The 23,874-nt window shown below is 37.5% G+C and carries 28 protein-coding genes and 1 pseudogene; 16 read left to right on the top strand and 13 right to left on the bottom strand.

What is annotated here, in order from left to right; translation table 11 throughout:
* Window positions 1-335: 335 nt before the first annotated feature.
* The 3 genes from AC4EHK_RS18040 (at window position 336) to AC4EHK_RS18050 (ending at window position 2,360) form a co-directional block, all read left to right on the top strand.
* Window positions 336-992 (top strand): tetratricopeptide repeat protein, encoded by a 657-nt coding sequence (locus tag AC4EHK_RS18040; RefSeq protein ID WP_490980117.1) that lies wholly within the window; start codon window positions 336-338, stop codon window positions 990-992.
* Between the two features lie 99 nt (window positions 993-1,091).
* Window positions 1,092-1,580 carry a hypothetical protein gene (locus tag AC4EHK_RS18045; protein WP_490980118.1) on the top strand — a complete coding sequence of 163 codons (489 nt, stop codon included), beginning with the start codon at window positions 1,092-1,094 and terminating at the stop codon, window positions 1,578-1,580.
* 462 nt (window positions 1,581-2,042) lie between these two features.
* Window positions 2,043-2,360: a hypothetical protein gene (locus AC4EHK_RS18050; RefSeq protein ID WP_490980119.1), complete on the top strand. Its 318-nt coding sequence runs from the start codon at window positions 2,043-2,045 to the stop codon at window positions 2,358-2,360.
* 32 nt (window positions 2,361-2,392) lie between these two features.
* Here the strand turns inward: AC4EHK_RS18050 and AC4EHK_RS18055 are convergent, their stop codons facing one another.
* Window positions 2,393-2,764, bottom strand: coding sequence for a hypothetical protein (locus AC4EHK_RS18055; protein WP_490980120.1), 372 nt, complete (start codon window positions 2,762-2,764; stop codon window positions 2,393-2,395).
* 149 nt (window positions 2,765-2,913) lie between these two features.
* Window positions 2,914-3,342: a DUF4181 domain-containing protein gene (locus AC4EHK_RS18060; protein ID WP_490980121.1), complete on the bottom strand. Its 429-nt coding sequence runs from the start codon at window positions 3,340-3,342 to the stop codon at window positions 2,914-2,916.
* A gap of 196 nt (window positions 3,343-3,538) precedes the next feature.
* Between AC4EHK_RS18060 and AC4EHK_RS18065 the strand changes: the two genes are divergently transcribed.
* Together AC4EHK_RS18065 and AC4EHK_RS18070 are read left to right on the top strand one after the other, a co-directional pair.
* Window positions 3,539-3,961 carry a hypothetical protein gene (locus tag AC4EHK_RS18065; RefSeq protein ID WP_490980122.1) on the top strand — a complete coding sequence of 141 codons (423 nt, stop codon included), beginning with the start codon at window positions 3,539-3,541 and terminating at the stop codon, window positions 3,959-3,961.
* Window positions 3,962-4,042: 81 nt separating this feature from the next.
* Complete coding sequence (locus AC4EHK_RS18070; RefSeq protein WP_490980123.1) at window positions 4,043-4,321, top strand: hypothetical protein; 279 nt, start codon at window positions 4,043-4,045, stop codon at window positions 4,319-4,321.
* 192 nt (window positions 4,322-4,513) lie between these two features.
* Here the strand turns inward: AC4EHK_RS18070 and AC4EHK_RS18075 are convergent, their stop codons facing one another.
* The 3 genes from AC4EHK_RS18075 to AC4EHK_RS18085 all read right to left on the bottom strand — a co-directional run bounded on the left by AC4EHK_RS18075 (window position 4,514) and on the right by AC4EHK_RS18085 (window position 5,738).
* Window positions 4,514-4,738, bottom strand: coding sequence for a hypothetical protein (locus AC4EHK_RS18075; protein ID WP_490980124.1), 225 nt, complete (start codon window positions 4,736-4,738; stop codon window positions 4,514-4,516).
* Window positions 4,739-4,849: 111 nt separating this feature from the next.
* On the bottom strand, window positions 4,850-5,092 hold the full coding sequence (locus tag AC4EHK_RS18080; RefSeq protein WP_490980125.1) for a hypothetical protein: 243 nt from the start codon (window positions 5,090-5,092) through the stop codon (window positions 4,850-4,852).
* Window positions 5,093-5,513: 421 nt separating this feature from the next.
* Window positions 5,514-5,738, bottom strand: a complete 225-nt coding sequence (locus AC4EHK_RS18085) for a hypothetical protein (RefSeq protein ID WP_490980126.1) — start codon at window positions 5,736-5,738, stop codon at window positions 5,514-5,516.
* 735 nt (window positions 5,739-6,473) lie between these two features.
* On the opposite strand from AC4EHK_RS18085, the gene AC4EHK_RS18090 reads away from it, so the two are divergent.
* Complete coding sequence (locus tag AC4EHK_RS18090) at window positions 6,474-6,617, top strand: hypothetical protein (protein ID WP_490980127.1); 144 nt, start codon at window positions 6,474-6,476, stop codon at window positions 6,615-6,617.
* A gap of 122 nt (window positions 6,618-6,739) precedes the next feature.
* Here the strand turns inward: AC4EHK_RS18090 and AC4EHK_RS18095 are convergent, their stop codons facing one another.
* Entirely contained in the window at window positions 6,740-7,441 is a 702-nt protein-coding gene (locus tag AC4EHK_RS18095; protein WP_490980128.1) for a LuxR C-terminal-related transcriptional regulator, read from the bottom strand.
* Between the two features lie 414 nt (window positions 7,442-7,855).
* Complete coding sequence (locus AC4EHK_RS18100; protein ID WP_490980129.1) at window positions 7,856-8,416, bottom strand: helix-turn-helix domain-containing protein; 561 nt, start codon at window positions 8,414-8,416, stop codon at window positions 7,856-7,858.
* Window positions 8,417-8,582: 166 nt separating this feature from the next.
* Here AC4EHK_RS18100 and AC4EHK_RS18105 point away from each other — a divergent pair, with 166 nt between their 5' ends.
* On the top strand, window positions 8,583-9,485 hold the full coding sequence (locus tag AC4EHK_RS18105) for a DMT family transporter (protein ID WP_490980130.1): 903 nt from the start codon (window positions 8,583-8,585) through the stop codon (window positions 9,483-9,485).
* A gap of 327 nt (window positions 9,486-9,812) precedes the next feature.
* On the opposite strand, the gene AC4EHK_RS18110 is transcribed toward AC4EHK_RS18105, so the two are convergent.
* The 5 genes from AC4EHK_RS18110 to rarD form a co-directional block, all read right to left on the bottom strand.
* A complete protein-coding gene (locus AC4EHK_RS18110) occupies window positions 9,813-10,505 on the bottom strand; it encodes an ABC transporter permease (RefSeq protein WP_490980131.1) in 693 nt (230 codons plus the stop codon).
* Complete coding sequence (locus tag AC4EHK_RS18115; protein ID WP_490980132.1) at window positions 10,489-11,421, bottom strand: ABC transporter ATP-binding protein; 933 nt, start codon at window positions 11,419-11,421, stop codon at window positions 10,489-10,491. Before AC4EHK_RS18115 ends, AC4EHK_RS18110 begins: the two co-directional genes overlap by 17 nt.
* 70 nt (window positions 11,422-11,491) lie before the next feature.
* Window positions 11,492-12,439 carry a sensor histidine kinase gene (locus AC4EHK_RS18120; protein ID WP_490980133.1) on the bottom strand — a complete coding sequence of 316 codons (948 nt, stop codon included), beginning with the start codon at window positions 12,437-12,439 and terminating at the stop codon, window positions 11,492-11,494.
* Window positions 12,436-13,137 (bottom strand): response regulator transcription factor, encoded by a 702-nt coding sequence (locus AC4EHK_RS18125; protein ID WP_490980134.1) that lies wholly within the window; start codon window positions 13,135-13,137, stop codon window positions 12,436-12,438. Before AC4EHK_RS18125 ends, AC4EHK_RS18120 begins: the two co-directional genes overlap by 4 nt.
* A 785-nt stretch (window positions 13,138-13,922) precedes the next feature.
* A complete protein-coding gene (rarD, locus tag AC4EHK_RS18130; RefSeq protein WP_490980135.1) occupies window positions 13,923-14,834 on the bottom strand; it encodes an EamA family transporter RarD in 912 nt (303 codons plus the stop codon).
* A gap of 528 nt (window positions 14,835-15,362) precedes the next feature.
* Here rarD and AC4EHK_RS18135 point away from each other — a divergent pair.
* From AC4EHK_RS18135 to AC4EHK_RS18175, 9 genes are all read left to right on the top strand, one after another.
* Window positions 15,363-16,376: a ZinT family metal-binding protein gene (locus AC4EHK_RS18135; protein WP_490980136.1), complete on the top strand. Its 1,014-nt coding sequence runs from the start codon at window positions 15,363-15,365 to the stop codon at window positions 16,374-16,376.
* Between the two features lie 86 nt (window positions 16,377-16,462).
* Entirely contained in the window at window positions 16,463-18,040 is a 1,578-nt protein-coding gene (locus AC4EHK_RS18140; RefSeq protein ID WP_490980137.1) for a metal ABC transporter solute-binding protein, Zn/Mn family, read from the top strand.
* A 19-nt stretch (window positions 18,041-18,059) separates the two neighbouring features.
* Window positions 18,060-18,767: a metal ABC transporter ATP-binding protein gene (locus tag AC4EHK_RS18145; protein ID WP_490980138.1), complete on the top strand. Its 708-nt coding sequence runs from the start codon at window positions 18,060-18,062 to the stop codon at window positions 18,765-18,767.
* A complete protein-coding gene (locus AC4EHK_RS18150; protein ID WP_490980139.1) occupies window positions 18,713-19,555 on the top strand; it encodes a metal ABC transporter permease in 843 nt (280 codons plus the stop codon). The genes AC4EHK_RS18145 and AC4EHK_RS18150 overlap by 55 nt, the downstream gene beginning before the upstream one ends.
* Before the next feature lie 767 nt (window positions 19,556-20,322).
* On the top strand, window positions 20,323-20,673 hold the full coding sequence (locus AC4EHK_RS18155; protein ID WP_490980140.1) for a hypothetical protein: 351 nt from the start codon (window positions 20,323-20,325) through the stop codon (window positions 20,671-20,673).
* Window positions 20,674-20,779: 106 nt separating this feature from the next.
* Entirely contained in the window at window positions 20,780-21,142 is a 363-nt protein-coding gene (locus AC4EHK_RS18160; RefSeq protein WP_490980141.1) for a hypothetical protein, read from the top strand.
* Between the two features lie 497 nt (window positions 21,143-21,639).
* Window positions 21,640-21,942 (top strand): hypothetical protein, encoded by a 303-nt coding sequence (locus AC4EHK_RS18165; protein WP_490980142.1) that lies wholly within the window; start codon window positions 21,640-21,642, stop codon window positions 21,940-21,942.
* Between the two features lie 78 nt (window positions 21,943-22,020).
* On the top strand, window positions 22,021-22,560 hold the full coding sequence (locus tag AC4EHK_RS18170; RefSeq protein WP_490980143.1) for a hypothetical protein: 540 nt from the start codon (window positions 22,021-22,023) through the stop codon (window positions 22,558-22,560).
* Window positions 22,561-22,680: 120 nt separating this feature from the next.
* Window positions 22,681-23,127, top strand: a complete 447-nt coding sequence (locus tag AC4EHK_RS18175; protein WP_490980144.1) for a DUF7878 domain-containing protein — start codon at window positions 22,681-22,683, stop codon at window positions 23,125-23,127.
* A 355-nt stretch (window positions 23,128-23,482) separates the two neighbouring features.
* On the opposite strand, the pseudogene AC4EHK_RS18180 reads toward AC4EHK_RS18175, so the two are convergent.
* Window positions 23,483-23,785, bottom strand: a pseudogene (locus AC4EHK_RS18180) (transposase); the annotation flags it as partial.
* Between the last annotated feature and the right edge of the window lie 89 nt (window positions 23,786-23,874).

Raw genomic sequence — 23,874 nt, forward strand, 5'->3', positions numbered from 1 at the left:
ATTGTACTTCTAGGTTTTTTTTATGCTGAAGACAATTTTCGTAAATCACTTCAAGAATTTAATTCATCAGATGTTATTCGATCTTGCATCGTCTTTATTATTATTTTTCTGGCTGCGAGTACTTCTTCTCAGAGTTATGAAAATTTCCAATCCGTCTCCAAGAAAACGAGGTTTCCACTAGGCATCACAGCTGGAATAGTTGCAATTCTTTCTAGTGGGTATTTATTAAGTGTTTATTTTTGAATGTAACTTAATAGCAAGTAAGTTACATTCACTTCTGAAGTTTATTGGTAACTCTAGCATGTAAATAATCGTCCGAGAAGTGGTGTGAGAATATGGTTGATGAGGAATTACAAAAAAAGATCACCACATTGGTGATTGAAGGGAAAATGGATACAGCTGAAAGGCTATTGATCGACTACGTCGAGCAGAATCCCTATGATGTCGAGGGATGGAATAGATTGATCATGCTGGAAGCGTTAGCTCCACATGAGGATTATGAACAGGCAGCTGACTTTGCCCGGGGTGCTTTGTATTACCACCAAAAAAATTTGCTTTTCTTTATCCTAATTCTGTCTTTCACCCCGTGGTTCCAAGGAGAACTGGACGACGAACTGGCGGATCAAGCCGAAGAAGTACAAAGCGTGGCGGACCCGGAAATGGCATCCGTCATTTCGCTTCTGCTTGCCGATCACTATCGTGGTAAGGACAAGGACAAGTACGAATTCTTATTAAAACGGTCAATCGAATATTACCCCTATATTGTTAGGAACTACACAGATTTAGGGGAGCATTATATGGGATATGGACGAAAAGATCTGGGGAAGACATTGATTAAAAAAGGCTTAGCCAATGTGAAGTTTGTCTACATAGAAGGTGAAGAGAACGGCCATGATGAATTGGATATTATCCGGTACATCAATGAAATGGTATCGGGCGTCTTTATCACTGAAGTTAATTATCGCGACTTGGAGAAGTTGCTGCGCCAGTAAGCTAAACGTATTTGAAATTTTTTCTCAGTGTGAATGTAACTTAATATCAAGTAAGTTACATTCAGATTAGCAGCAGAACTAAAGAATAGAGGTGTACAGATGGAAGATAAGTTGGGAAATCTAATGTTGCTTAGTTTCGCAGATCTTTTTTTGGTCCAGTGTCCAAAGTGCGAGAACTGTGCCAGAGTGTTTACTCCTAAAAATGCGCTAGATATTGATGAGTCAATTATAGTAGAAGGACATGAGCCCATGAGGGTGGCTTGTAAAACTTGTGGCTTCTCAAAAGATATGCATCCAAGAAAACGATCAAATCATTATGAATATGAATTTAACTTATTTGAACAAAATCCAGAAGCTGATTGGTATTTTGGCCTCCCTCTGTATCTTCAGGTTTCATGTTGTGGGCATCAATTATGGTTCTTGAACGAGAGCAATTTAATTTATGTTGAAACATATCTTGAAAAAAACATTCGACCGTCCGAGACTTATTATATGAGTATTGAAAGCCGATTGCCTAAGTGGATGAAGAGTGCTAAAAATAGGAAAGAGATTTTAAAGGCAGTCAATAAACTAAAAGGGAAAATCTAAATACCCCTACTTATAAGAAAGTGCTTGAATTCGAAGAGAGAAGAGGCTGATTAAAGGGCTTCTTCTCTCTTGGTGTCTGTAACAGTTTACTTTTACGAACAGTTTTTTGACTATAATCTATCATCATAAAAAGCCAGGGAATATTGGGTTATTTTGGTATTATATATAAAAGAAGAATTTGACTTACATGTACATATAAAGACAGTTTATAAAAATATTTTGACGAGGAGTTGGTTAATTTGTTCGGGTCTTATGTAAAATTTTTAGAAAAGTATAGTTCGCTAATCATTGCATTTTTTAGTTTAGTTTATCTACTCACTTCGTGGGGGGATAACTGGCTACTTACTTGGATTCTTTTGACTGGACTGATTATCTCTCCGCTTATCTTTATTTCGAACATCAAAGAATCAAAATCTCACAAAGCGTAACTAAGTAGAATAGAGAAGTTGAAAGGAGATAAATATGTTAATTACCTTATTCGTTGAGGCTTCTAACGAAGAAAAGGCAGCAAAATTCTCAGCTTCCTTTGTAGAATTAACCAAGAACCTTAATATAAATGCTTCCATCGTTAAAATTGAAGATTATTGGAAAATAGACGAGATGTATAAAATTGAATTAAAAACAGATGATCTATCTGAAAACCAATTACAAAAATTTTTGAGCCAAATTGCCTCTAAATGGGTGAAGTTACCTGATGAATTGTTAGCCTCTAAAGCAATGGAAGATTGTGTTATCCATCTAGAAAGCCTAAATATGATTAATCTCCATTTTGATTATTAATTCACTCGAATTTGATTGAATAGAAACTTGTCTTATCTGCTTAGATGTTCTTTGAAAATCTGTTTAAAGTAAGGCTTGAAATCAATTTCAATTGTTTGTTGGCTGTCTTCATTTATTATCGTTAGAAGTATGCTTGCGCGTTCTTTTGTATCTGCTGTTATTTCAAACTTCTGGACTCTTTTTAAATCGATCAGTGAAACCAATCGGTTCGAATCGGATTTGATGACTTGGATTTTTACTTCTCCATACGAAGGAGAAAGTTCAATGATGAAGTCATCATCCCCATTTGAAAAACGATAGGTTGCTTGGCTGTAGTAAAACGGAGAATCTTTCGAGTTGTCCAACATGCTTGGTTCACATTCAAATAACGTTAAAAAGTCTAGTTCCTCTGGAAATTCTGGCATTTCATCCACCCCTATAAACAGGATAATTTCGTAACTGGTAGTAAGAATAACAAACGGCGATTCCCAACAGAAGTACCAGTCTTAATTTATCTATGTGAATATAACTTAATAGCAAGTAAGTTCCATTCAAAAACAGGTAAACAATCAGGTCAGAAAATACCAAAAAAGTCAGTCGCAAAGAGCGACATAAGAAATACAAGTATAAAAACCAATTGGCCAACCGTATAAATATAGGCATTGGGGTTCTTCGCATATTTTCGTTCCATAATCGCTCTTACAATTTCAGTCATAGATATAAGTACAAATAAAAAAAACCAAGGCTGCAGTAGTAAATAGGGTTCACGAGGAAGTCTTACTGCGTTGATAAAGCTACCGATTACGATAAAGACCATAAAAAGAATCCTGATACCCCAATCAATTTTCTTATGTAGATCATTAACATGGTTATGTGAGAACGCTTTTGGTTTTTCGACTCCTAACAAACGCCTCGAAATGGTATTAAATAAAGTCATTAATAAAAAATAAACGGCGAGTAAGAGAAGTAATTTTAACCAGAACGATGGTTCAATGACATACATGAAATTGCCTCCTTGAGTGTTTAATTAGCTATAATTACTATACCAATCAATTTCCAATAAAGTTTCACTTTTTCAAGAAAGTGGAATTTTAGAAATTTTTATTAGTTTTGAATGTAACTGAACTGCCATTAAATTACATTCAGAAGAGCTTGAATTAGGAAAGGCCTAACAAAAAAAGAGAATAGAGGGAGACAAAATGAAGAAGGAAATGGAAGAATTGATTGTGAAATCTTTCTTCGAAAAAAACGTTCAAGAAAGAGTGCTTTACGAATTGTTTTCTTCAAAGAAAAGAGATCATGCTTTGAATCGGCTTTGTCATGAATATCAGAGGATGTTAAAAGGGAAATACATGATTGAAATTCCACCGCCTAACTCCGATCCACAAGACATTTACGAGCTGCTTATAAAAAACGGAGCTGAAAAAAAATGCTACTCCCTATCTTACAATGAAAAGATAGATGGAAAAGAACTGCCGCTGCAAGAAGCTTTGGAACAGGCTGTCGGTTTTGGCTTTCCTTCAATCATTTCATGCGTTCCCGGTGAGTTAGCTTATTTTGAAGCTGAGCAAGGATTTGGACCTGCGCCAAGGTATATATTAAAAAGACCTAAAATGAATTAAAGCGGTTGGTTTAAATGTAACTTAATGTGAATTAAGTTACATTCAGATATAGACAGGATGTAAATCAGAAGGAGGGATATTTTGCTTAAAAAAATCTACTCGATTCTTTCAGCAATTTGTTTTGCTTTAATGATTTTACCGTTTGCACTTCCTTCTTCTCCAGGAAGCTTTGACCTTTTAGTATTTATCATGGAGATAAACTTCTATTTGCCGCTAATTTTCGGTGTAGCAGGGATCATTCTAGGATTACTCGGGCTTAAAGGCAATGTAAGACTCTATTTAGTTTCGTTTAATGCTTGTGGTCTAGCCGTATATCTATTCCTTACTTTTGTAGCCATCTATGGTTTTAAAGAACCTTAATCAGTTTTTGAATGTAACTTATTAGCAATTAAGTTACATTCACTTTCCAACAACTGATTGCCCTTAAGTGCAGAAAAAAACACAGCCAAAGGTTTACTTTAGTCTGTGTTTTCATGATTTGACTGTAATTCAGAAATTGAATATATGAGAACAGCCAGCCAACTGACTCTCTTTTCAAGGAAGTCAGTTGGTTTAACGAGCATTGATTTTTTTATAAAGATCCTCAGCTGCTTGATCGATCGACGTGTAATAATCAATTTGCTGATCCGTACTGGATGTCACTTCAAGGATGTAGGTACCGGTTATACATCGGACCGTCAACTGGTTCTCTTTCCCGATCGAGAAAGAGTGGCTGATTGAAGAGGTATTAAAATTCCACGAATGCTGCAGCAAACTTTTAATGTGACCATAGGTCATAACCGTTGCGCTCTTTTCTGACGTTGGGGTCCTTTTTAGGCAAACTTGTTTTATATGTTTATTTTACCCTGTTTCGTTGGATTTAATCGAAATAAAAAAACTCCTGAAAAATCAGAAGTTTTTACTCAACTCATAGGAAGTGATGAACGTCATAATATATACTGTTGCTTGATCAGCCGATTCGATATGGAGGACTTCTTGCTTCTCTGAATGGATGAGCTCAAATGTATTTGTTCCATGTACACAACGAACGGTTAAACTCGGCCCTTCCTCGGTTGCAAATACCTGCTTAATGCTGGCTGTGTTGTTTTGACACATCGTTTCGAGGAAGCTCTTAATGCTGCTAGAATTCATACGGCAGCTCCTTTCCAATCTTGGAAAGTGACTAAGAAAAGTCGGGTAGAATCCAGTTGTTTTATAGGTACTTAGTATAGCACAAAGCAGCGACGTTCCCTAATCGTTGAAGTTGGTCTTTACTGCTAATAGCTGAACCGGCTATTTGAAATGGAGAGACAGTAAGCCAACTCCATTTGAAGAAGTTACTGGTGTTGTGAATTATGCTTGAATACAAAAAACACAGCCAAGGGTGCACCTCTAGCTGTGTTTTTTGCATCTCTTTTCCCTAATCTTTCACCTATTTTTTGTGAAAGATTGAGGGAGGGTGTGTTGCACACTCATTCCCAAGAAACAGGTTTCAAATAGTATCGTAGAAAACCATGAGTCTAGTTAGTTGAAACGATCAAACAAAAATACTTGCTCAAGCAGGTCAGTTCACTCAATACGCATTGATTTTTTGATAAAGGGCTTCAGCGGCTTGATCAATCGATAGGTAATGATTGACCTGCTGATCCTTACTGGATGTAACTTCGAGGATGAAGGTACTGGGGATGCACCGGACCGTCAATCGGTTCTCCTCGCCAATCGAGAAAGAGTGACTGATGGAAGAGGTATTGAAATTTAACGAATGCTGAAGCAAACTTTTAATGTGATCATAGGTCATAACCATCGCGCTCTTTTCTGACGTTGAGGTCCTTTTGGACTGAACTTGTTTATTTATTCTTAGTTTTACCCTTTTTTTTCAAGGTTTAATCAAAATAAAAAAATAGAAGCTATCGACGAGTTGACATTCAAGATGATCCTAACGGAGCCTTACTATCCAGCACTTCAGAATTTAGCTATTGCTCGTCCGGTTCGCTTTTTGGCTGAATCTGGTTTTCCGGAAGACTGAGGTACTTCCAAAGGAATTGCAGAATCGGGAGGGACAGGGTCATGGGTGCTTACTGACTACAAAAAAGATGAGTATGCAACATTTACCTGAAATCCTGAATAGTAGAGAGAAAGCATAGGGACTTAAACGTTGATGCTTAAAATTATTCCCGATGCAGAGAGATACGCGTTCTGGCTTTTGAAAAAGGCGAGCTAGACTTGATCTTCGCTGCTTTATATTTATAGACAAGACGATTGCTTCTTCACAATATATTTCCTTTTAAAGAAAAGGAGTGACTTAGAGTTAGATGTAAACACTATTTTTAAAATTTTTCAACTTTACATATCAGTTTTTGTATTGGAGGAGAACTTTAAAAACATGCTTTTTTCCAAAATTAGCTATTTCTCTTCTACTTGGTATATTTAGTACTAAGATATAATTTCAGGTTAAGAAGTTGAGGGATTTACAAACACAAGAAGTTTCCAAACTACTTGTGACTTATAGTCACTTTAGGGAGAGTGCAAAACGATGTTAAATTACTACACTAAGCGCTACGAAGTGATCGTGCAGGGCAATTACCCCGAGAATCGAAAAAAAATAATGCTTATTAACTTGATGAACGAAATGGAGGAGACTTTTGATATGCCGATTCAAAGTAATCCCGAATGGTAACGGCAGAATGTCGATATTCACGCACTCTATCAGAAGGTTTCTGCAAGCAAAAACTTGTAAAAGAAAATTCTACCAAACCCAATTAACTGCCGTTAAGGACTGAGAAAGTTTGTTGAACTTCCTCATAAAAGTACCCATCCATTTTTAATGGCTCTTACCGCTAACTGAGTTCGATCATTCAATTCCAGTTTAGTAAGAATATGAGAAATATGATTTTTGACTGTTTTTTCACTAATCCTAAGAGATTTTCCAATCAGTTTATTACTCTTGCCCTGAGACACTAGCCGAGTTACTTCCATTTCTTTTTTTGTAAGAGAAGGAGGAATAGAAGAACTCATTTGTACCGAAAAAAGTTCGGTATCATGACTGTTTTGACTTAACAAATGAAATTCTTGTAGTAAAAAATGTGTAATATAAGGGTCTATATAATAATACCCTTTAGAAACAGCTGTTAAAGCTTCAACAACGACTGTAATATCGGCTCTTTTTGACAAGTAACCGACCGCCCCACTCCTAAAAGCTTCTAAAACATCTTCTTTTTCAGTGGACACTGAGTAGACTATCACTTCAGCACCTGAAAATTCAGAGAGAAATTCTTTCAGTTCATGACTTCGCTTTGTATCCCCATCAAATAATTCGGCTAAAACAATAACGGATTGATTTTGGTCAAGTATTTTCTTAAGATCCTTCAAGCTATCTTCTTGATACGAGACAGAAAAGTTGTTTTCTACCTCATTTAGAATTAATTTTAATCCTTCTCCAAGTAATCGATTTGAATCGGCTAAGATAATAGATGTGCCATTACTGGTATCTTGATAAGACATTGCATATCTCCTTTATCCAGTTGAAGTATTCATTGAACAATAGCTATTATACCATTTTTTACATTAATTGGTTTTAACAAAGTTTTCTTGAAATCTATATTTAAAATTGCTAACTATATGAAATCACTAATTCATTTTCTAGTAGAAGGCCATAAACTGTATTGCATCCTATCGAATTCTAAAATTTTGTAAATAAAATCAGACTAACAAAAATAGAAGTTGGTACACTTTTTCTCTCACGTCGTCTGTAAAACTGTACTTTTACGAACGGTTTTCTAAAAGTAATAGGCAATAAAAAGGCATGAACAAGTGAGAACCTGTTCATGCCTTTTTATGATGAAGTTGAGAAAGTTGATTATTATGAAACCACTTCAAGTTACTTTTTCTTTTACTACTTACATGGGGAGGCACTATCTACACTAATGATGAAGTTAGGACAAATAAAATATGATTCGATTCATCACTCTTGTTCAAAAAACGGTGTTTCACATTTGGCGGAATGCGAACCACGTCTCCTTCATTTAAAAAGTATTCGGTGCCTTCTAGTTCGACATACGCTTTGCCTTTCATGACGACCGCAATTTCTTCTTGGTTGTCGTGTGAATAATGACTTTCCGTCGTGCTTGCCTGTGCCTTTAAATCCATTATTAAAAGTTCAATAGGAGCTTTCATGAAGTCGGGTGTCAACACATCGTAGACAATATGATCACTATTCTCACGATATACATTCTTTCGGTCCTGTTTTCTGGATATAAGCGAATCCATATCAATTTCATTGATGAAGAGGGTGAAGAGGGGGACATTCAAAGTTTGCGCAATCAGTGTAAGCACACTTAACGAGGGATTTGCCTGTCCTCGTTCAATTTGACTAATAAGTGAGGTGCTGATGCCTGCAGACTCGGCGAACTCACGAATGGTCATGCCATTTTTTTTCCGATAATTTAACACGGTTTGCCCGAGGCGATGATTGTTCATCGAATAACTCCTTTCTAACATAATGTCTGATTCCTTCATTCTGTGCTGACTTACTAAACACAGAGAATTAAACTCCCATCTACCAAAGAAGTATTTTATACTTACATCTGTACAGTATAGTAGATTTATTTCATTATTGTAAACAGACATTTAGGGGGAACCAGCATTGAAATCACCATTTATTGCTTACATGGCTTTATTCTTGGGTGTATTTGCATTATCGACTTCAGCCATTTTTGTAAAGTTGGCAGGTGCACCTGCAGAAATCACCGCATTTTACCGGATGCTCTTTGCAGCAGCAATGCTTTTGCCCTTCCTATTAGGTAGTAAAAAGAACCGGCAAGAATTACGCTTGCTCTCAAAAAAACAATGGGGATTCGGCTTGTTATCAGGCGTATTTTTGGCAGCCCATTATGTATTGTGGTTTGAATCCTTAAATTATACCTCTGTAGCAAGCTCGACGGTTATTGTTACCTTGCAGCCCCTCTTTTCAGTGGTTGGGGGCTATTTTCTATTCAAAGAGCGCTTCAGCACAGGAGCTATAACAGGCATTCTCGTCGCGCTTGCCGGAAGTATTATCATTGGCTGGCAGGATTTTCAAATCAGTGGTCTAGCCTTATTTGGCGATATACTGGCATTTATCGCAGCTGGCATCATCACTGCCTACTTCTTCATTGGCCAGCATGTTCGGAAAAGTCTGTCTCTTGTCCCCTATGCGGTTATTGGGTATGGGAGCAGTGCCGTATTTTTAGGGATTTTTGCCTTCAGTCAGCAAACTCCTTTCTTCACTTATTCTGCGAATACCTGGTGGTCCTTTATCGGATTAGCGTTTATTGCCACAATTTTAGGGCAAACCGTTTTCAATTATCTGTTGAAATGGTTAAGTACTTCAATTATTTCAATGGCTATATTAGGGGAAATCATTGGAACGTGCCTGCTTGCTTATTTCATTTTGGGTGAGTTTATTACTTTGCAGCAAGGCTTGGGTATCGGATTCGTTCTGATCGGCTTAACATTATTTCTACTGCAGCAAAGAACGAAGAAACCTGTCTCTGATACAGATAGTTAAAATTAAAAGCTAAAAGTATCCGACGGAGAATTAATGATTTTAAATGGAACATCAAATAATTTTGGAACTAAACATTGAAATATTAAGTTTACATTTCACGAGTTCACTAGAAGCTCTTTTTCTCTTACTTATATTTTTTAATGGGATTTTAAGGAATATCAATTCAAAAACATAAATATATGTAAAGAGCTAGTGATTTACATTGTTAAAATAAAGTTGAAAAGGCATTCTTGTCGAATTAAGTACCCACACTTAATTCTCTAAGAATTGCCTTTTTTAAGAAATATTTGTCTTAGCTATTGCAATCGGTCTCTATTACCCAACTGATCAAAAATCTTTTTTTACTGCTCTTCCTACTACTAAATTGGCAATGAAAAATCCGAGAATTCCCAGAAATAAAGGAACTGCGGTAATTGAAAAAAGATTGGTATCGCTCGCATCCACTGAAGACGACAGCAGGGCGACTATGGCAATAGCTGAAATAATGGTAGCCGGAACTGAGTACTTCCTCATCCCAAAAAATAACGGAATCAGTGAAAGTCCAGCACATGCAATGGCTAAAACCACTAAGTGAACGATGTAACTCAGAGACAATGTACCTCCTAAGTTGACAGAGGTAAATGTGTACACGCTATTAAAAACTGAAAAGCTGTAGTAGACAATCAATACTGAAGCGAAGACGAAAAAAAAAGTGAGGACACTGACAATGATTAACTTGGCCATGAGCAATTTCTTTCGGCTGATTGGATATAGGAATAGAAATGAAATGGTCTTATTCTTGAATTCTTCAATAATTAGTTGAGACAAAAGGACCGAAGCATAGATGACAAAGGCTGCAATTGCAAACAGTTCAATTAATACACGGATGTCATCTGCGTTGGCTAAAAATTCAGAGGCTGCTTCCGGTTCAATGCTTAGTAACATCAACATACCTATAATCGCCGCATTAATAAGTACAAAACTCAAAGCTACACTTTTCAAGTTCATCCTTTTTAATTCCAGTTTAATTAAATTCAACATTAGGACCATCTCCCCCTATGAGTTGTAGGAAATAATCTTCAAGAGGCTGCTTTTTATAAATAATAGACTCGATTGCTACTTGATTTTGAGTCATTATTTGAATGATATCATTCTGTGAAAAATCATCATAAATGTTAATGATATTTTTATCTTCTCTGACTCGAAAGTTTCGCACGTTCAATTTATTCTCCAACACGAAGGCTGCTCTGGAATAATCTTTTACTACCAACTCTATGTGATTGGTATGAGCATTGCGTATTTCCTCCATCGGAGCTTCTTTAATTAGTTTTCCTTTACGGATAACACCGATTGTATCTGCAATCTGTTCAATTTCTGAAAGATTGTGACTCGAGATGAGTAGCGTAATACCGTATTGTCGGCTGAGTTTCACAAATAAATCACGAAGTTCATGCATTCCTACAGGATCCAGTCCGTTGACTGGTTCATCCAAAATGAGGATTTCAGGTTTTGTTATAACTGCACGCGCAAGACCAAGCCGTTGCTTCATCCCAAGTGAAAAGTCTCTAACAGGCTTATTTTCTACATTTACCAAATTAACAAGTGCTAGGGTCTCTGTAATTGCTTGTTTATCGTAATAGCCCATGTATTCACAATGAAGTTCCAAGTTTTTTCTTGCTGTAAGTTTTTCGAAAAAGACTGGATATTCGATAATGCTTCCCATTCTTTTTAACAATTCATAAGAAGTATCGTGTACTTTTTCTCCGAATACCTCTATTTCCCCGCCTGAAGGTCGCACTAAATTAGTGATCATCTTCATAATAGTTGTTTTTCCTGCACCATTCGGGCCTAAAAATCCATAAATTTCTCCGTATTTGATGTTCATGTCCACTCCAGAAACTACTGCTTCGCCATTATAAGTCTTGTTCAGCTGATGCGTTCTAAGAATATGAGTCATACTGAATTCTCCTCTCTTGCTTCTTAGAATCACTTTACCAAAAGGTTCTGTCGTTTCACTTACTAAATCCTTACGAATTCCTTACGTTTTCCCAGCTTTTAAATTTAACGGTAAACACGGTCTTTTTAAAAGGAATACTCGTAAAGTTGATGCTTCCTTTCATTCGTTCCACTAGTCTTTTAGCGATGGTTAACCCCAACCCGCTGCCTTCAGTCGAAGAACTTCGCGCATCTTCTAAAGTGTAGAGGCGTTCAAAAATTTGATGATAATTTTTTTCGCTAATACCGTTGCCACGGTCCCAAACATCAATGATGACTTGATTTTCCTCTTGCTGCAGTGCAAGACCTAACACTTTTCCTTCTTTGCCGTACCGGATTGCATTGGACAGTAGATTTTCCAGAACACGCTTTATAGCTTGCCTATCAGCATGAATAAAAATTGCTTCTTCTGGTATATCAACAGCTACTTCAAAACCTTTAGAGCTTAAAATATCGTAATAGCCAAGGATAGTTTCACGGCATACTTCGTTTATATTGATTTTTTGCATTTCGATAGGCCAATCATTTGATTCCAGCTTGGCTAAATCAAAGAATTTACTGATAAGATTTCCAACTTCGATTACTTTTGTATTTACCTTTGCCAGCAGTTCTTCCCGTTCTGCGGATGTGTAGCGTCTATCGTGCTGAATTATCTCGATATATCCCAACACCACAGTCAACGGTGTTTTCAAATCATGGGAAACATTGGAGAGCATCCGATTCATGGACATCCGTAACCGTGTACCGTCAGCCATATATTCCTGATGATAGTCTAATAATGAGTTAATGCTGACTAGCAATTCCCTTAAGGGCTTTTCTTCGGTCATTACTAGGAGCCTTTCGGTCGTTTGATTTTCAATGATTTTGTCTAGTTTGTCTGAAATATATGGAAGATCTACTTCGATTGTTTTTTGGATTTTATAATAGCGATAACTGACAAATATCAACAGCAGAAGGAGAGTTATACACACATATATCATTTTTCTACCTCGATCTTGTAGCCAATACCCCAAATGGTTTTTATGTAGTTTGGTGAAGACGAATCTTCTTCAATTTTTCCTCTTAGGCGTCGGATGTGAACATTAATGATATTGTCATCTCCGTAATAAGCTTCTTTCCAGACATTCTCAAATAATTGGCCTTTTGTAAAGACGCGGTTTGGATTTGTCGCAAGCAGGCAGAGAATCTGGAATTCCTTAGCTGTCAGATTTAATTCTTTTCCCTTTTTCATCACAGAAAAATTTGCTAAGTTAATTTCTATGTCGCCTATTTTAACAACCTGTTCTGACTGATTTAGAGTTTTTTGACTATATTGTTTTGACCGGCGCAAGGCAGCTCTCACACGGGCTGTCATTTCGATTAAAGAAAAAGGTTTAGCAATATAGTCATCCGCTCCAAAGCCCAGTCCCAGTGCTTTGTCCAAGTCACTTCCTTTTGCAGACATAATTAAAATGGGCAGCGTACTTTCATTTCGAATCATTTGCAAAACATCCAATCCGTTTGAAGTTGGCAACATCAAATCCAAAATGACTAAATCGTAATTCCCTTTTGAGAATAGGGACATTGCTTCGCCTCCATCAAAAGCTGATGTAACAGTGTATCCCTCTCTTTTCATATGAGTTGAAACCATCTCATGAATGTGGTGATCATCTTCCACTAGCAGAATTGCTTCGTTCACCTATATCACTTCCTTCTTTCATCTTCGTTTAAAAGTAGCAAATATTTAATGCAGGTAGAGCAGCTAAATGGTGCACAGCGACTCTTCATGCCGGAATAGAGATTTCTTGTTCTCCGTCCTCAAATTTCGTAACAACTCTTCTATTTCTTAAGAGGTGTAAGGTAAGAGATCATGTAAATTTGGTAAAACTTCTAATGTTTTCACAGCAATTTAATGACTACTAAATTTCAATATTTATAAAACGTAGTCTGCAAAAGAAGAATTGAATAATTTAAGTAGTAGTAGAAATTCTTTTTATTTATATACACTATCATATTAAAAAGGAATAATAATTTCATTTTTCGACCTTTAGTTCGCAGAACTGTCCTTTTACTAATGCTTTTTTGGCTCTAATCCATCATTATCAAAAGTCAGGGAGTATTGGGTTATTTTGGTATGATATATAATCGTTTATTTAGTAATTGAAGTGAAGCAAGAGTATTTTTCATCACACAAACCATTATTTATTCTTTTTTGGTGTCATCAGCATGTGTGCTTTATCTATCAGCATCTTGCTTGATAAAACTTTTGGGACTGATGAACTTAATGCGAGAATTTTTTTGAGCTTGATATTTATGTTTAGTCTTTTAGCAATTGCCTATAGAGATTTTTATGAGAAAAACAATGGTGCAAGATAGTTTCGATTCTAGCATTATTTATTAGGCTAGTGAATGTAGCTAATTGTGAATCAAGTTACATTCACATCCATTATTATGAATCGTTATAAAACTCAATAGGTTCTTAGATCACAAAGTCTTTGCTTTATACTTTTTTTTCTGAACAGTTATAGAAGAATAGGTATAAATAACAAGAGCTGACCAAATAAAAATAAACGAGATGAAATGGGCTGTGCTCAGAGCTTCTTGGTAAAGAAAGACGCCAGTGAACAGAGACAAGGTTGGGGAGATGTATTGCAGAATGCCCAACATCGATAGTGATATTTTTTGGGCACTTTTAGTAAATAATAAAAGTGGAAGAGCTGTAATAATGCCACTTCCTATAAGTAATATAGTTGTAGAAGCAGAATCGAAAAATTGGAAATCGGGTTGAAAAAAAAGATACGTCAAGTAGATAGCGGCGAGGGGAGCAATTGCCATCGTCTCTAGCGTCAGGCCAATCGTAGAATCTGCTTTAATAATTTTTTTAAAGAGGCCATAAAAGCCAAAGGTAAGTGCTAGGCTCAATGAAATCCATGGAACCACGCCGTAGTGCAGCGTAATGATCAGTACTCCGATTCCGGCCAATACAAATGCGACAATCTGTTGTCCTCTAAGTTTTTCTTTTAGTGCAATAACACCAATTAACATACTGGTGATGGGATTGATATATTGTCCCAGACTGGCTTCTAAAATTCTTCCATTGATAACCGCCCACATAAAAATGCCCCAGTTTGAACTAATTAAAATAGAAGCTATAAACAAAGACCAGAATAATTTGGGCTTCTGAATAATTTCTTTTACAAACTGAAGGTATAGTTCGAGCTTCTTTAAAAAAAATAGGAGAACAAGCATGAAAATAAAAGACCAAAAAATCCGCTGAGCTAGGATTTCTCCAGGCGATACGTGTTGAAGTAGTTTCCAATAAATTGGAGTTAATCCCCACATGATGTAGGAAATAATTGCATACATAATTCCGTCTTTTTCGTTGATTGGTTTCACAAAGAACCGCCTTTCTTGATTTCTTACAGAGATTAGAACAGATTTTAATAGTTGTCCCACAATACATGACGTAAAGGATAGATAAAGTTCATCAGTTGAATAACTTTACTACAAAAATATTAGATATTACCAGACTTCAAGAACTTTTTATATTCTTTAATCCGGTTTGAGGAGTAGAGAATGAATGTAACACAAACAAAACTAAGTTACATTCTAAATCCTAATCCCATAGAGTTTATCAAAAAATCCTATAAAACCAATTTTGTAAAAAAATATATTTAAAAGAATGTTCTCAAGGTTTTAAGAAACAAATTTCAAAAGGATATAGGATTACATATCTATAGGTTATCGCAGGAGAGAAGCTCAAGCATGTGCTTCTTTTTTTCGCTGAGTCGTAATATTTTTATTAAAAATACTGAATTTGAAGATGTGATTAAAGATATTTTAGAAAGTACTTGCAATTTTCAACTAAGAAATATAATATTTAAATCGTAATTATTACGATTTAAATATTAGGAGGAAGAAATTATGAGAAGTCAGTTAGTAAAAGGATTAGGATTATTATTGCTCATTTTTGCTCTAGTAGCATGTCAGTCAACAGAAGAAACAGCAAGCAGTAATGCCGGTGAACAAGAGGCTGCTGAAACAGATGCAACAGAAGAACAGGAACACGAACATGCTAAGGGGGAAGAAACGAATCACGAGGCTCCCGAAGAAGTAACAGTTGAAGGCATTGCGGATCATTACCATACGGGAGATGCAGTCGAGCTAACGGCAGTTCTGGAAGAGGACGCTGAGAGCGACCACTGGCACTGGTATAGCAGAGAGAACAGCAGCGCAGAATGGGAGACCGTTTCTGGTCAGGAAACAGCCGACTTTAAAGGGGAAGCAACGAGCAATGGAACCGAACTAAAAGCGGTGCTCTATGGAGATGACCATGAACCTGAAGTTCAGTCTGCACCTGTAGAGATCGTTATTGATGATCATCACGGTCATGACGAAGAAACAACCCAAATCTATAACGGTTATTTTGAAGACAGCCAAGTGGAAGAACGCGAATTATCGGATTGGGACGGCGACTGGCAGTCCGTGTATCCGTATTTAGTATCAGGCGATTTAGATGAAGTGTTCGCACATAAAGCGGAAACTGGCGACATGACAGCAGAGGAGTACAAAGAATACTATACAACAGGTTATGTAACCGATGTAGACCGCGTTGTCATCCAAGAGGGCACCGTTACGTTTTTTGACGGGGAGGAAGAGTATTCAGGAGAATATGCCTCTGGCGGCTATGAAATTCTGGAATATGAAAAAGGAAATCGGGGCGTGCGCTTTATCTTTGAAAAGACGGGCGGAGCCGAGCAGGCACCTCAGTATATCCAGTTCAGCGACCATAACATCTACCCAATCGATTCCCATCACTATCATTTGTACTGGGGAGATGACCGCGAGGAATTATTAGAAGAAGTGACTCATTGGCCAACGTATTACCCTTCGGATCTGGATGCCGATGGTTTAGTTCGTGACATGCTGGCGCATTAATTGCCTCTGTTTACTTTCAAAAATGAACAAACTACAAACAATGCCTGAATAAAGATTTAGCGTGTTGAAAAAAGGAGAACAAGACTATGAAGAAAACCTGGCTAACTACATTGTCACTGGGCATACTTTCAGCTGCTGTTCTTGCCGGATGCAATCAAGAAGACGGAGAAAACAGTTCAACTGACCAGATTTCTGTTGTGGCGTCGTTTTATCCAATGTATGAGTTTGCCCAACACGTGGCAGGGGACCGAGCGGACGTTTCGTTAATGGTCTCTGCCGGACAAGATGCCCACCATTTTGAACCGAGCGCAAAAGATGTGGCCGGAGTCAACGAAGCAGACGTTTTTGTCTACAGCAGTGAAGAAATGGAACATTGGGTGAGCAGTTTGCTGAATACCGTTGAAAAAGAAGATTTGATCATTGCGAGGACTGCGGATGGAGCGGACTCAACAGAAGCAGATGCTCACCACCATGAAGAAGGAACGGTGTCAAGTGCGCTTCAGAGTTTAACCATCAACGGAGTTGCTGGGCACTATCACACAGGCGATGTCATTGAATTGACTGCAGAACTGGATGAAGCGGTGGATTTGGACCATTGGCATTGGTATACGAGAGAAAATCCCGCTGAAGAATGGGAAGCTGTATCTGGACAAGGCGGATCTACATTTGAACTTGAAGCGGCAGGAGAAAGTTTTGAAGTGCGCGCTGTGCTTTTTGGTGATGACCACAGCGAGTATGCCCAATCAGAACCGGTGGAAATTATGATTGATGATCATGGACAAACCTCCCATGCAGAAGAGGGGCATGATGATCATAGTGAAGAAGCTGAACACGATCATGAGGATACCAGCCATGAAGCTGCTGGTGGTCTGACAATTAGTGGGCTCGCAGAACATTATCATACTGGGGACACGGTTACGCTAAACGCCGAGATACAAGAAGAAACAGCTTATGATCATTGGCACTGGTACACACGCGAAAGCGTTGAAGACGAATGGGAGGCAGCACCTGATCAAGAAACGAAACTCTTTGAATACAAAGCGGAGAATGGCAGTTTTGAAGTAAAGGCAGTTTTATTGGATGACGAGGACAACACGTATGCCGAATCTGAAAGCATATCTGTGGTCATCGACGATCATGAAAATGAAGATCCTCATATATGGTTAGATTTGGTTTTAGCGCAAGAGCAAGTGAATATAGTGCGCGATGCACTCATTGAAGCGGATCCTGAAGGGGAAAGCGTCTATCAAGAAAACGCTGAAACTTTCAATGAAGAACTTCAAACCTTGCACGAAGAATACAAAACAGCCCTTGAAGGAGCGGAAGATCGCATTTTTGTCGTGCAGCATCAGGCATTCGGATATATCGCTGAGCGGTATGACCTAGAACAGATTGCCATTGGCGGATTATCGACAGAAGTTGAACCGAGCCCTTCCCGTATTGCTGAAATTGGTGATTTGGTTGAACAGTATAACGTACCTGTTATTTATTATCAGCAAGGAGCCAATTCGGCAATTGCTGAAACCGTTGCGAATGAAACTGGAACAGAGACGGCCGTTCTATATGACTTGGAAGTATTATCCGAGGAATTGCAATCTCAGGATCTCGGTTATGTAGATGCGATGCGTACAAATTTAGAAGCTTTGCAAATAAGTATTCAATAGAAAGAAAGGTCGCTTACTTATGCATTATATAGAAGTAAAAAACTTGGCCTTCCAATATGAAGAGGAACCATTGCTTGAAAATATTTCATTTAAAGTGGATGCAGGTGACTTTGTCATGCTGACAGGAGAAAACGGAGCAGCAAAGACGACGCTGCTCCGAAACATCCTTGGCTTGTTAAAGCCTTCGAAAGGAAGCGTCGAGCTTTCACCTAAAAACCTTGATGGTGAGAAATTAGTCATTGGCTACGTCTCGCAACAGGTTTCCGCTTTCAACGCCGGATTTCCAAGTACCGTTTTGGAACTGGTCCAATCCGGACGCTACCAAAGAGGGAAATGGTTGAAGGGGTTAGAGCTGGCAGACAAGGAGCACGTACGCCGATCATTGGAGTCTGTCGGGATGTGGGAGATGCGCCATAAAAAAATAGGGGAACTATCAGGCGGACAAAAGCAGCGGATTTCCATTGCACGAGTTTTCGCAACAGACCCTGACCTCTTTGTACTGGATGAGCCCACGACCGGAATGGATGTCCGCTCCCGTGAAGAATTTTATCAATTATTAAAGCACAACAGTGAAGTGCATGCGAAGGGCATCCTAATGGTTACCCATGATCATGAAGAAATTCGTCATTACGCAAACAAGCATATTGAGCTGGTGCGGAAGGAGGACTCCCCGTGGAGATGTTTTTCCATGGATTCATGCAAAGAGCTTTCCAAGCCACCTTCCTGATCTCATTAATCGCACCTGTATTGGGATTGTTTCTGATCTTACGTAGACAGTCCCTGATGGCAGATACTTTATCTCACATTTCTCTGGCAGGAGTCGCATTGGGACTGTTGATTGGAGTAAATCCGACTTTGACCAATATCCTGATAGTAGTCATAGTAGCCGTGCTGTTAGAGTATTTGCGGTTAGTTTATCGAACCTATTCCGAACTTTCTATTGCGATTTTAATGTCGGTCGGAATGGCATTAGCACTGGTCTTGATGGGATTAAACGACAATGGAGCTACCTTGAGCATCAATCAGTTTTTATTTGGTTCCATTGTCACCATAAGCGTTCAACAAGTATGGGTGTTGCTAGGGTTATCAATTATTATTGCGATTCTGTACTTCCTTTTTCGCAAGCCGATGTATGTGTTGACTTTTGATGAGGATACCGCGTACACAGCAGGCTTGCCTATTAAAGCCATGTCCATCTTGTTTAATGTACTGACAGGAGTCACGATTGCCGTCATCATGCCGATTGTTGGCGCCTTACTTGTCTCAGCAATTATCGTATTGCCCGCGGCTATCTCGATGCGTTTAAGTAAAAGTTTTAACGGAGTGACTTTGATTGGAATTGTTATTGCTTTAATCGGGATGATGAGCGGACTGGTTGCCTCCTACGAACTGGGGACTCCTCCAGGAGCTTCTATCACGTTGTGTTTGATTTCGATTTTTGGTATTAGCACTGTAGTCAAAACGTTCATACGTTACATGAAGTCGAATAAGATCTCTAATAAAGGTAGTATTTAGTAAGTTAATATAAAGTTTTTACAAGAGTACTGGAACTGAAAAATAAGCCACAGCATGTATTAATGCTGTGGCTTATTTATGAGTAAGCTCGTGTTTTAAACGTTTTGAACGTTTAAATCGATATTAATCGTTTATTGTAGAATTTTCGCAGTGGCACTGAATATATAGTTACATATGAGAGCTTATCGGCAGGGAAGGGACTTCATACAAAGTCTCTTCCTAATTTCGTTTGTGTAAGTGTACTTTTACGAACGCTTTTTATTATAAATAAGTTAATCTACAAATCTATTATTAAAATTTTAAAATGGTAAAATAAGTATATGAATTAATAAGTAAAAACAAACAAACGAAAAGAGGGTTAAATTCAGCACCCCTGTACTTTTGAGAGGAAGAGGAAATATGAAGAGGAAAAATACTGGCACTTCTTACATCTATATGATAATTGCCTCAATAGGCATGGTCTTACTGGCTTTTGGACTTTTGAAATACCTAGTACTTACAGGAAATGCGAGTACATCCAATTTTTTATTAACTTTTGCTAGCTTTTTCATACTAGTCCACTACATATACTATTTAGAAAAAAAGACCGGTGTTAGTAATAAGGTAATTTGGGTGAAATCTGTTCTGCTGGCCTTCTCTTTACTTATTCTCATATATGTCTTTCACTAGAAACTGAATGTAACTTAAGTGCAGTTAAGTTACATTCAAACTTAGTTAAAGTATTAAAAAATATTGTTTAGACAAGAATGAAATATGAGGAGTTTAGGATGAAAAAAAATTTAAGTACTATAATCGTGATTTTGGCATTGATCGGCTTTTTAGTTGCAACGTTTTTTCTTCAGTATGAATTTTTATTTCTAACTCGTATTGCTTCACTTATCTTCGCAATCGTTTATTTAGTAATTGAAGTAAAGCAAGAGTATTTCTCAACACGCAAGCCATTATTTATTCTCTTTAGTGTCATTAGCATATTAGCTATAGCGGCATGCATTATACTTGATGAAACTTCAGCGACTGATGGATTCAATGCTAGAAGTTTTATATCCCTAGTGTTTATTTACATTCTTCTGGTCATTAGCTATAAAAATTTATATAACAAAAACGATGCTGTAAAGTAATTTCAGTTCAACTTCAGTTTTATAAATTCTTTGATTTGAATGTAACTTATTGTGAATTAAGTTACATTCAAGTACGAGGGAAATAGGGGAAGTAGGAAATGAAGATATGGGACATTTAAAAAAGTTTTTGCATAAATTGTTCTTTAAAAAATACGATCAATTTGCGAAGGATTTGGGTTATCCGGATTGGAATATTGCTTCGGAAAATACTTTTGGCATCTATGAAATGGAAGGCGATACCTGGTACCATGCTACTCAGCTTCCTAATGAAAAATGGGCTGTCTGGAATGATGATGAGGAAGAACCACCATACGTTTTTGAAGTATTTTCGTCTTGGAATGAAGCTATTAGAAAGCTCCGAGAATTGTTCGTGGAGAGTGAATTGCCGGAAGATCATTGGAGGCCTGAAGGCTTTGATGAAGGTGAAGATGCTTTTTTGAAAGAACCTGACAGAGAGAAAATGTTGTAACCGACCGAGATTCTGAATGTAACTTATTAGCAATTAAGTTACATTCGAAAAGGCCAGGAAAAAGGGGAATCTTTTGCCTGGCCTTTATCGCTATTCTGTATTATTTTCAAACTCCACTTTGTTCAGCCCGCACTTTTTTGCTTGGATTTTTTATTCTCCAAAGGTAAAAAATCGTTAATATAATATAAAATACTGTAGCTAAAATAATAAAGATTCTATCTTGAGGATAGGAAAAAAACCCATTAGTAAATGTTACAAAGTAAATAATCCAAATCAGGATAATCTTAATCAGCTGATTTGTGAGATTTGATTTAAACATGTCATCGTCCCTTTCACTAGACCCTTTTTAATAATTTAATTAATAGTATATACCATTTTTCTCCAGTAAAGGTTTCTTTTTTTGAAATGAAATTTTACAGGTTTTGAATGTAACATAAGTCTAATTAAGTTACATTCAAAGTGGTTTCTACAAAAGGAAAGGAACCGGAGGTGAAAGCGTGAGAACTCAAGTTCAAGAAGGTCAGAACGAAGCAAAGCCAATTATTTTAACCATGATTTTACCTATTGTTGCATTAGCGGTTTTAATGATTTTTCGGGAATTTCCTAATGCGAATTTCTGGATTAGCATGAGCTTATATTTATTAATTGATGTTGGTTTCTTGATCGCTATGTTATTAGGAATTAGAACAAAAAAGATACCTATTATTATCTTTAGTGTGCTAGCTAATGGTGCATTCTTTGTACTACTGTCGACTTTTATCTACTTGCTCTTGCTCGGCCACGGAATTTCAGAACCATAAAAAGTGGAGTTGAATGTAAAACATAACTCCAATTACGTTACATTCATATCAAGTACTCAAGATGGGTGGTGAAGCACTGTGATAGATTGGCAATGGACAGAAGTGGATGCATTAGAAAGTCAGGAAAAGTGGAATGAAGCTAGATCGCTTTTAATAAAGAACTGGCAGGGAAACCCCCAGGACTTAAAAGTGAATATTCGCCTAGGTTTCTTTTGTTGGTATCTCTTAGTCGAAGAAGTCCCTCTAGGGGTCAAAAATGTAGACTTGGATGAGTTAACGACCATATTAATTCAAGTTACGAATTTTGGATTAGCTAATTTCGAGGATCATGAAGATTTCCTCTGGATTTTCGGATGGATGATTTCTCTGTTTCCGTATTACTTTGGTGATGATGAAGAGCGAGAAGAAAAAGGTAAATCGATGTTGAAACGTGCTCATGAACTAAATCCAGACGACCCCGTATATCGGTATTCTTACATAGGTTCCTTTACCTATAATGAATTTGAACTGAGGAATGAATTTCAACAATTGCAAGTTGTTCTGGAAGACAGGTTCCAAGGAAAAGGGTTATTGTCCGAGTACTTCAAAGATATCTGGCATAGGCGGCAAGAAGATTGAATCAACCAAAGGTTCGTGTTTAATGAAAAACCATCTGAAATCCAGATAGCTTTCTTTCGTGCGAATGTAACTTAATGCCAATTAAGTTACATTCAAAAATGACATCTGAGGAGGGCTTGTATGGTGAATCTAGCCATTGATTTTGAACTAGATCCATTATTAAAACTGGAGAAAGCATTACTTCACCAAAGAAGTGGGAAACTATTAATTGATGTAGAGGGAGAATTGAACATTACAATTGAACATTTTTGCTTCCTTAGAGAGTCGTCCCTTGCGTTACTTGAATTAGGAGTCTATTTGAAAGAGTGGCGAATGAAAGATTCAGATGCAATAAACAGCTTTTATCACTTCACAATGGAACATGATGAAAGAGAAGGGCCTATCTTAGCATTTATTAAAAAAAGCGAAAATCAGTGGCACCTCTTTTCGATTTGGCAAGAATTTAAACATGACGATACGATAAATACCGATGTTTTACTGCAAGCAGTGGATCAATATTTGGCTGAATTAGAAGAAATGCTAATCAATAGATTCAATATCCGGTACTCAGATTTCATTAAATTCTAGCAATTTGAATGTAATATAAATTTAATTAAGTTCCATTCAAAACCTTGATTCCATTGACTTATGAGAAAAATGAGCAAACTGATTTTAGTAGAAAAAATGATACATTCAAATTGTTGATTCTATTAGTCTCACTTTTCTTTTGCGTTTATACGTCTGCTATCTATTAGTTTGGCACAAATGTAAAACCACTCGGTTTATAGGTGGATTCGTTCTCGATGGGGCAAGGGATTTGAGAAAGAAGGGTACTGAAATCTTATAAATAAGAGATAGTTCATTCCATAGCCCATACAATATAAAGAAAAAGGCTGACAGGTTTCAGGGAAGGGGTAGTGACCCCTTAAAGTTAGAGTTTTATTTATGCAGCTAATTGGCTGGCATGTGTCCGGTATTGCACCGGGCTCATGCCGGCCAATTTTTGTTTGATGCGTTCGTTATTGTAGTAGGTTATGTATTGTTCGATCCGCTGTTTTAATTCCTCGTACGACACCAATGCTTCTCCGTAATACATCTCCTGCTTCAGGAGGCCGAAGAAATTCTCCATGGCCGCATTGTCTGCACAGGTCCCTTTCCGGGACATGCTCTGGAAGATCCGTTGCTTCTTCAATGCCTTCACCCAGGCGGGGTGCTGGTAATGCCAGCCCTGATCGGAATGAATAGTTGTGCGATAGACCGCCTGCTCCTCAATGATCGGCAGGGCTTGATGCAGTGACTCCATCACGAAGTCGAGGGTCGGCCGTTTTGCCATAC

This window comes from Planococcus sp. TJ-307 (assembly GCF_058268435.1).

What these genes read in the sequence shown, in the direction of transcription:
- AC4EHK_RS18110 (WP_490980131.1), bottom strand. Translation starts at nt 10,505, where the DNA reads ATGTTGAATTTAATTAAACTGGAATTAAAAAGGATGAACTTGAAAAGT.
- AC4EHK_RS18080 (WP_490980125.1), bottom strand. Translation starts at nt 5,092, where the DNA reads ATGAATTCTAGCAGCATTAAGAGCTTCCTCGAAACGATGTGTCAAAAC.
- AC4EHK_RS18090 (WP_490980127.1), top strand. Translation starts at nt 6,474, where the DNA reads ATGTTAAATTACTACACTAAGCGCTACGAAGTGATCGTGCAGGGCAAT.
- AC4EHK_RS18045 (WP_490980118.1), top strand. Translation starts at nt 1,092, where the DNA reads ATGGAAGATAAGTTGGGAAATCTAATGTTGCTTAGTTTCGCAGATCTT.
- AC4EHK_RS18055 (WP_490980120.1), bottom strand. Translation starts at nt 2,764, where the DNA reads ATGCCAGAATTTCCAGAGGAACTAGACTTTTTAACGTTATTTGAATGT.
- AC4EHK_RS18050 (WP_490980119.1), top strand. Translation starts at nt 2,043, where the DNA reads ATGTTAATTACCTTATTCGTTGAGGCTTCTAACGAAGAAAAGGCAGCA.
- AC4EHK_RS18160 (WP_490980141.1), top strand. Translation starts at nt 20,780, where the DNA reads ATGGGACATTTAAAAAAGTTTTTGCATAAATTGTTCTTTAAAAAATAC.
- AC4EHK_RS18060 (WP_490980121.1), bottom strand. Translation starts at nt 3,342, where the DNA reads ATGTATGTCATTGAACCATCGTTCTGGTTAAAATTACTTCTCTTACTC.
- AC4EHK_RS18085 (WP_490980126.1), bottom strand. Translation starts at nt 5,738, where the DNA reads ATGACCTATGATCACATTAAAAGTTTGCTTCAGCATTCGTTAAATTTC.
- AC4EHK_RS18040 (WP_490980117.1), top strand. Translation starts at nt 336, where the DNA reads ATGGTTGATGAGGAATTACAAAAAAAGATCACCACATTGGTGATTGAA.
- AC4EHK_RS18065 (WP_490980122.1), top strand. Translation starts at nt 3,539, where the DNA reads ATGAAGAAGGAAATGGAAGAATTGATTGTGAAATCTTTCTTCGAAAAA.
- AC4EHK_RS18155 (WP_490980140.1), top strand. Translation starts at nt 20,323, where the DNA reads ATGAAAAAAAATTTAAGTACTATAATCGTGATTTTGGCATTGATCGGC.
- AC4EHK_RS18095 (WP_490980128.1), bottom strand. Translation starts at nt 7,441, where the DNA reads ATGTCTTATCAAGATACCAGTAATGGCACATCTATTATCTTAGCCGAT.
- AC4EHK_RS18145 (WP_490980138.1), top strand. Translation starts at nt 18,060, where the DNA reads ATGCATTATATAGAAGTAAAAAACTTGGCCTTCCAATATGAAGAGGAA.
- AC4EHK_RS18120 (WP_490980133.1), bottom strand. Translation starts at nt 12,439, where the DNA reads ATGATATATGTGTGTATAACTCTCCTTCTGCTGTTGATATTTGTCAGT.
- AC4EHK_RS18140 (WP_490980137.1), top strand. Translation starts at nt 16,463, where the DNA reads ATGAAGAAAACCTGGCTAACTACATTGTCACTGGGCATACTTTCAGCT.
- AC4EHK_RS18075 (WP_490980124.1), bottom strand. Translation starts at nt 4,738, where the DNA reads ATGACCTATGGTCACATTAAAAGTTTGCTGCAGCATTCGTGGAATTTT.
- AC4EHK_RS18175 (WP_490980144.1), top strand. Translation starts at nt 22,681, where the DNA reads ATGGTGAATCTAGCCATTGATTTTGAACTAGATCCATTATTAAAACTG.
- AC4EHK_RS18135 (WP_490980136.1), top strand. Translation starts at nt 15,363, where the DNA reads ATGAGAAGTCAGTTAGTAAAAGGATTAGGATTATTATTGCTCATTTTT.
- AC4EHK_RS18115 (WP_490980132.1), bottom strand. Translation starts at nt 11,421, where the DNA reads ATGACTCATATTCTTAGAACGCATCAGCTGAACAAGACTTATAATGGC.
- AC4EHK_RS18100 (WP_490980129.1), bottom strand. Translation starts at nt 8,416, where the DNA reads ATGAACAATCATCGCCTCGGGCAAACCGTGTTAAATTATCGGAAAAAA.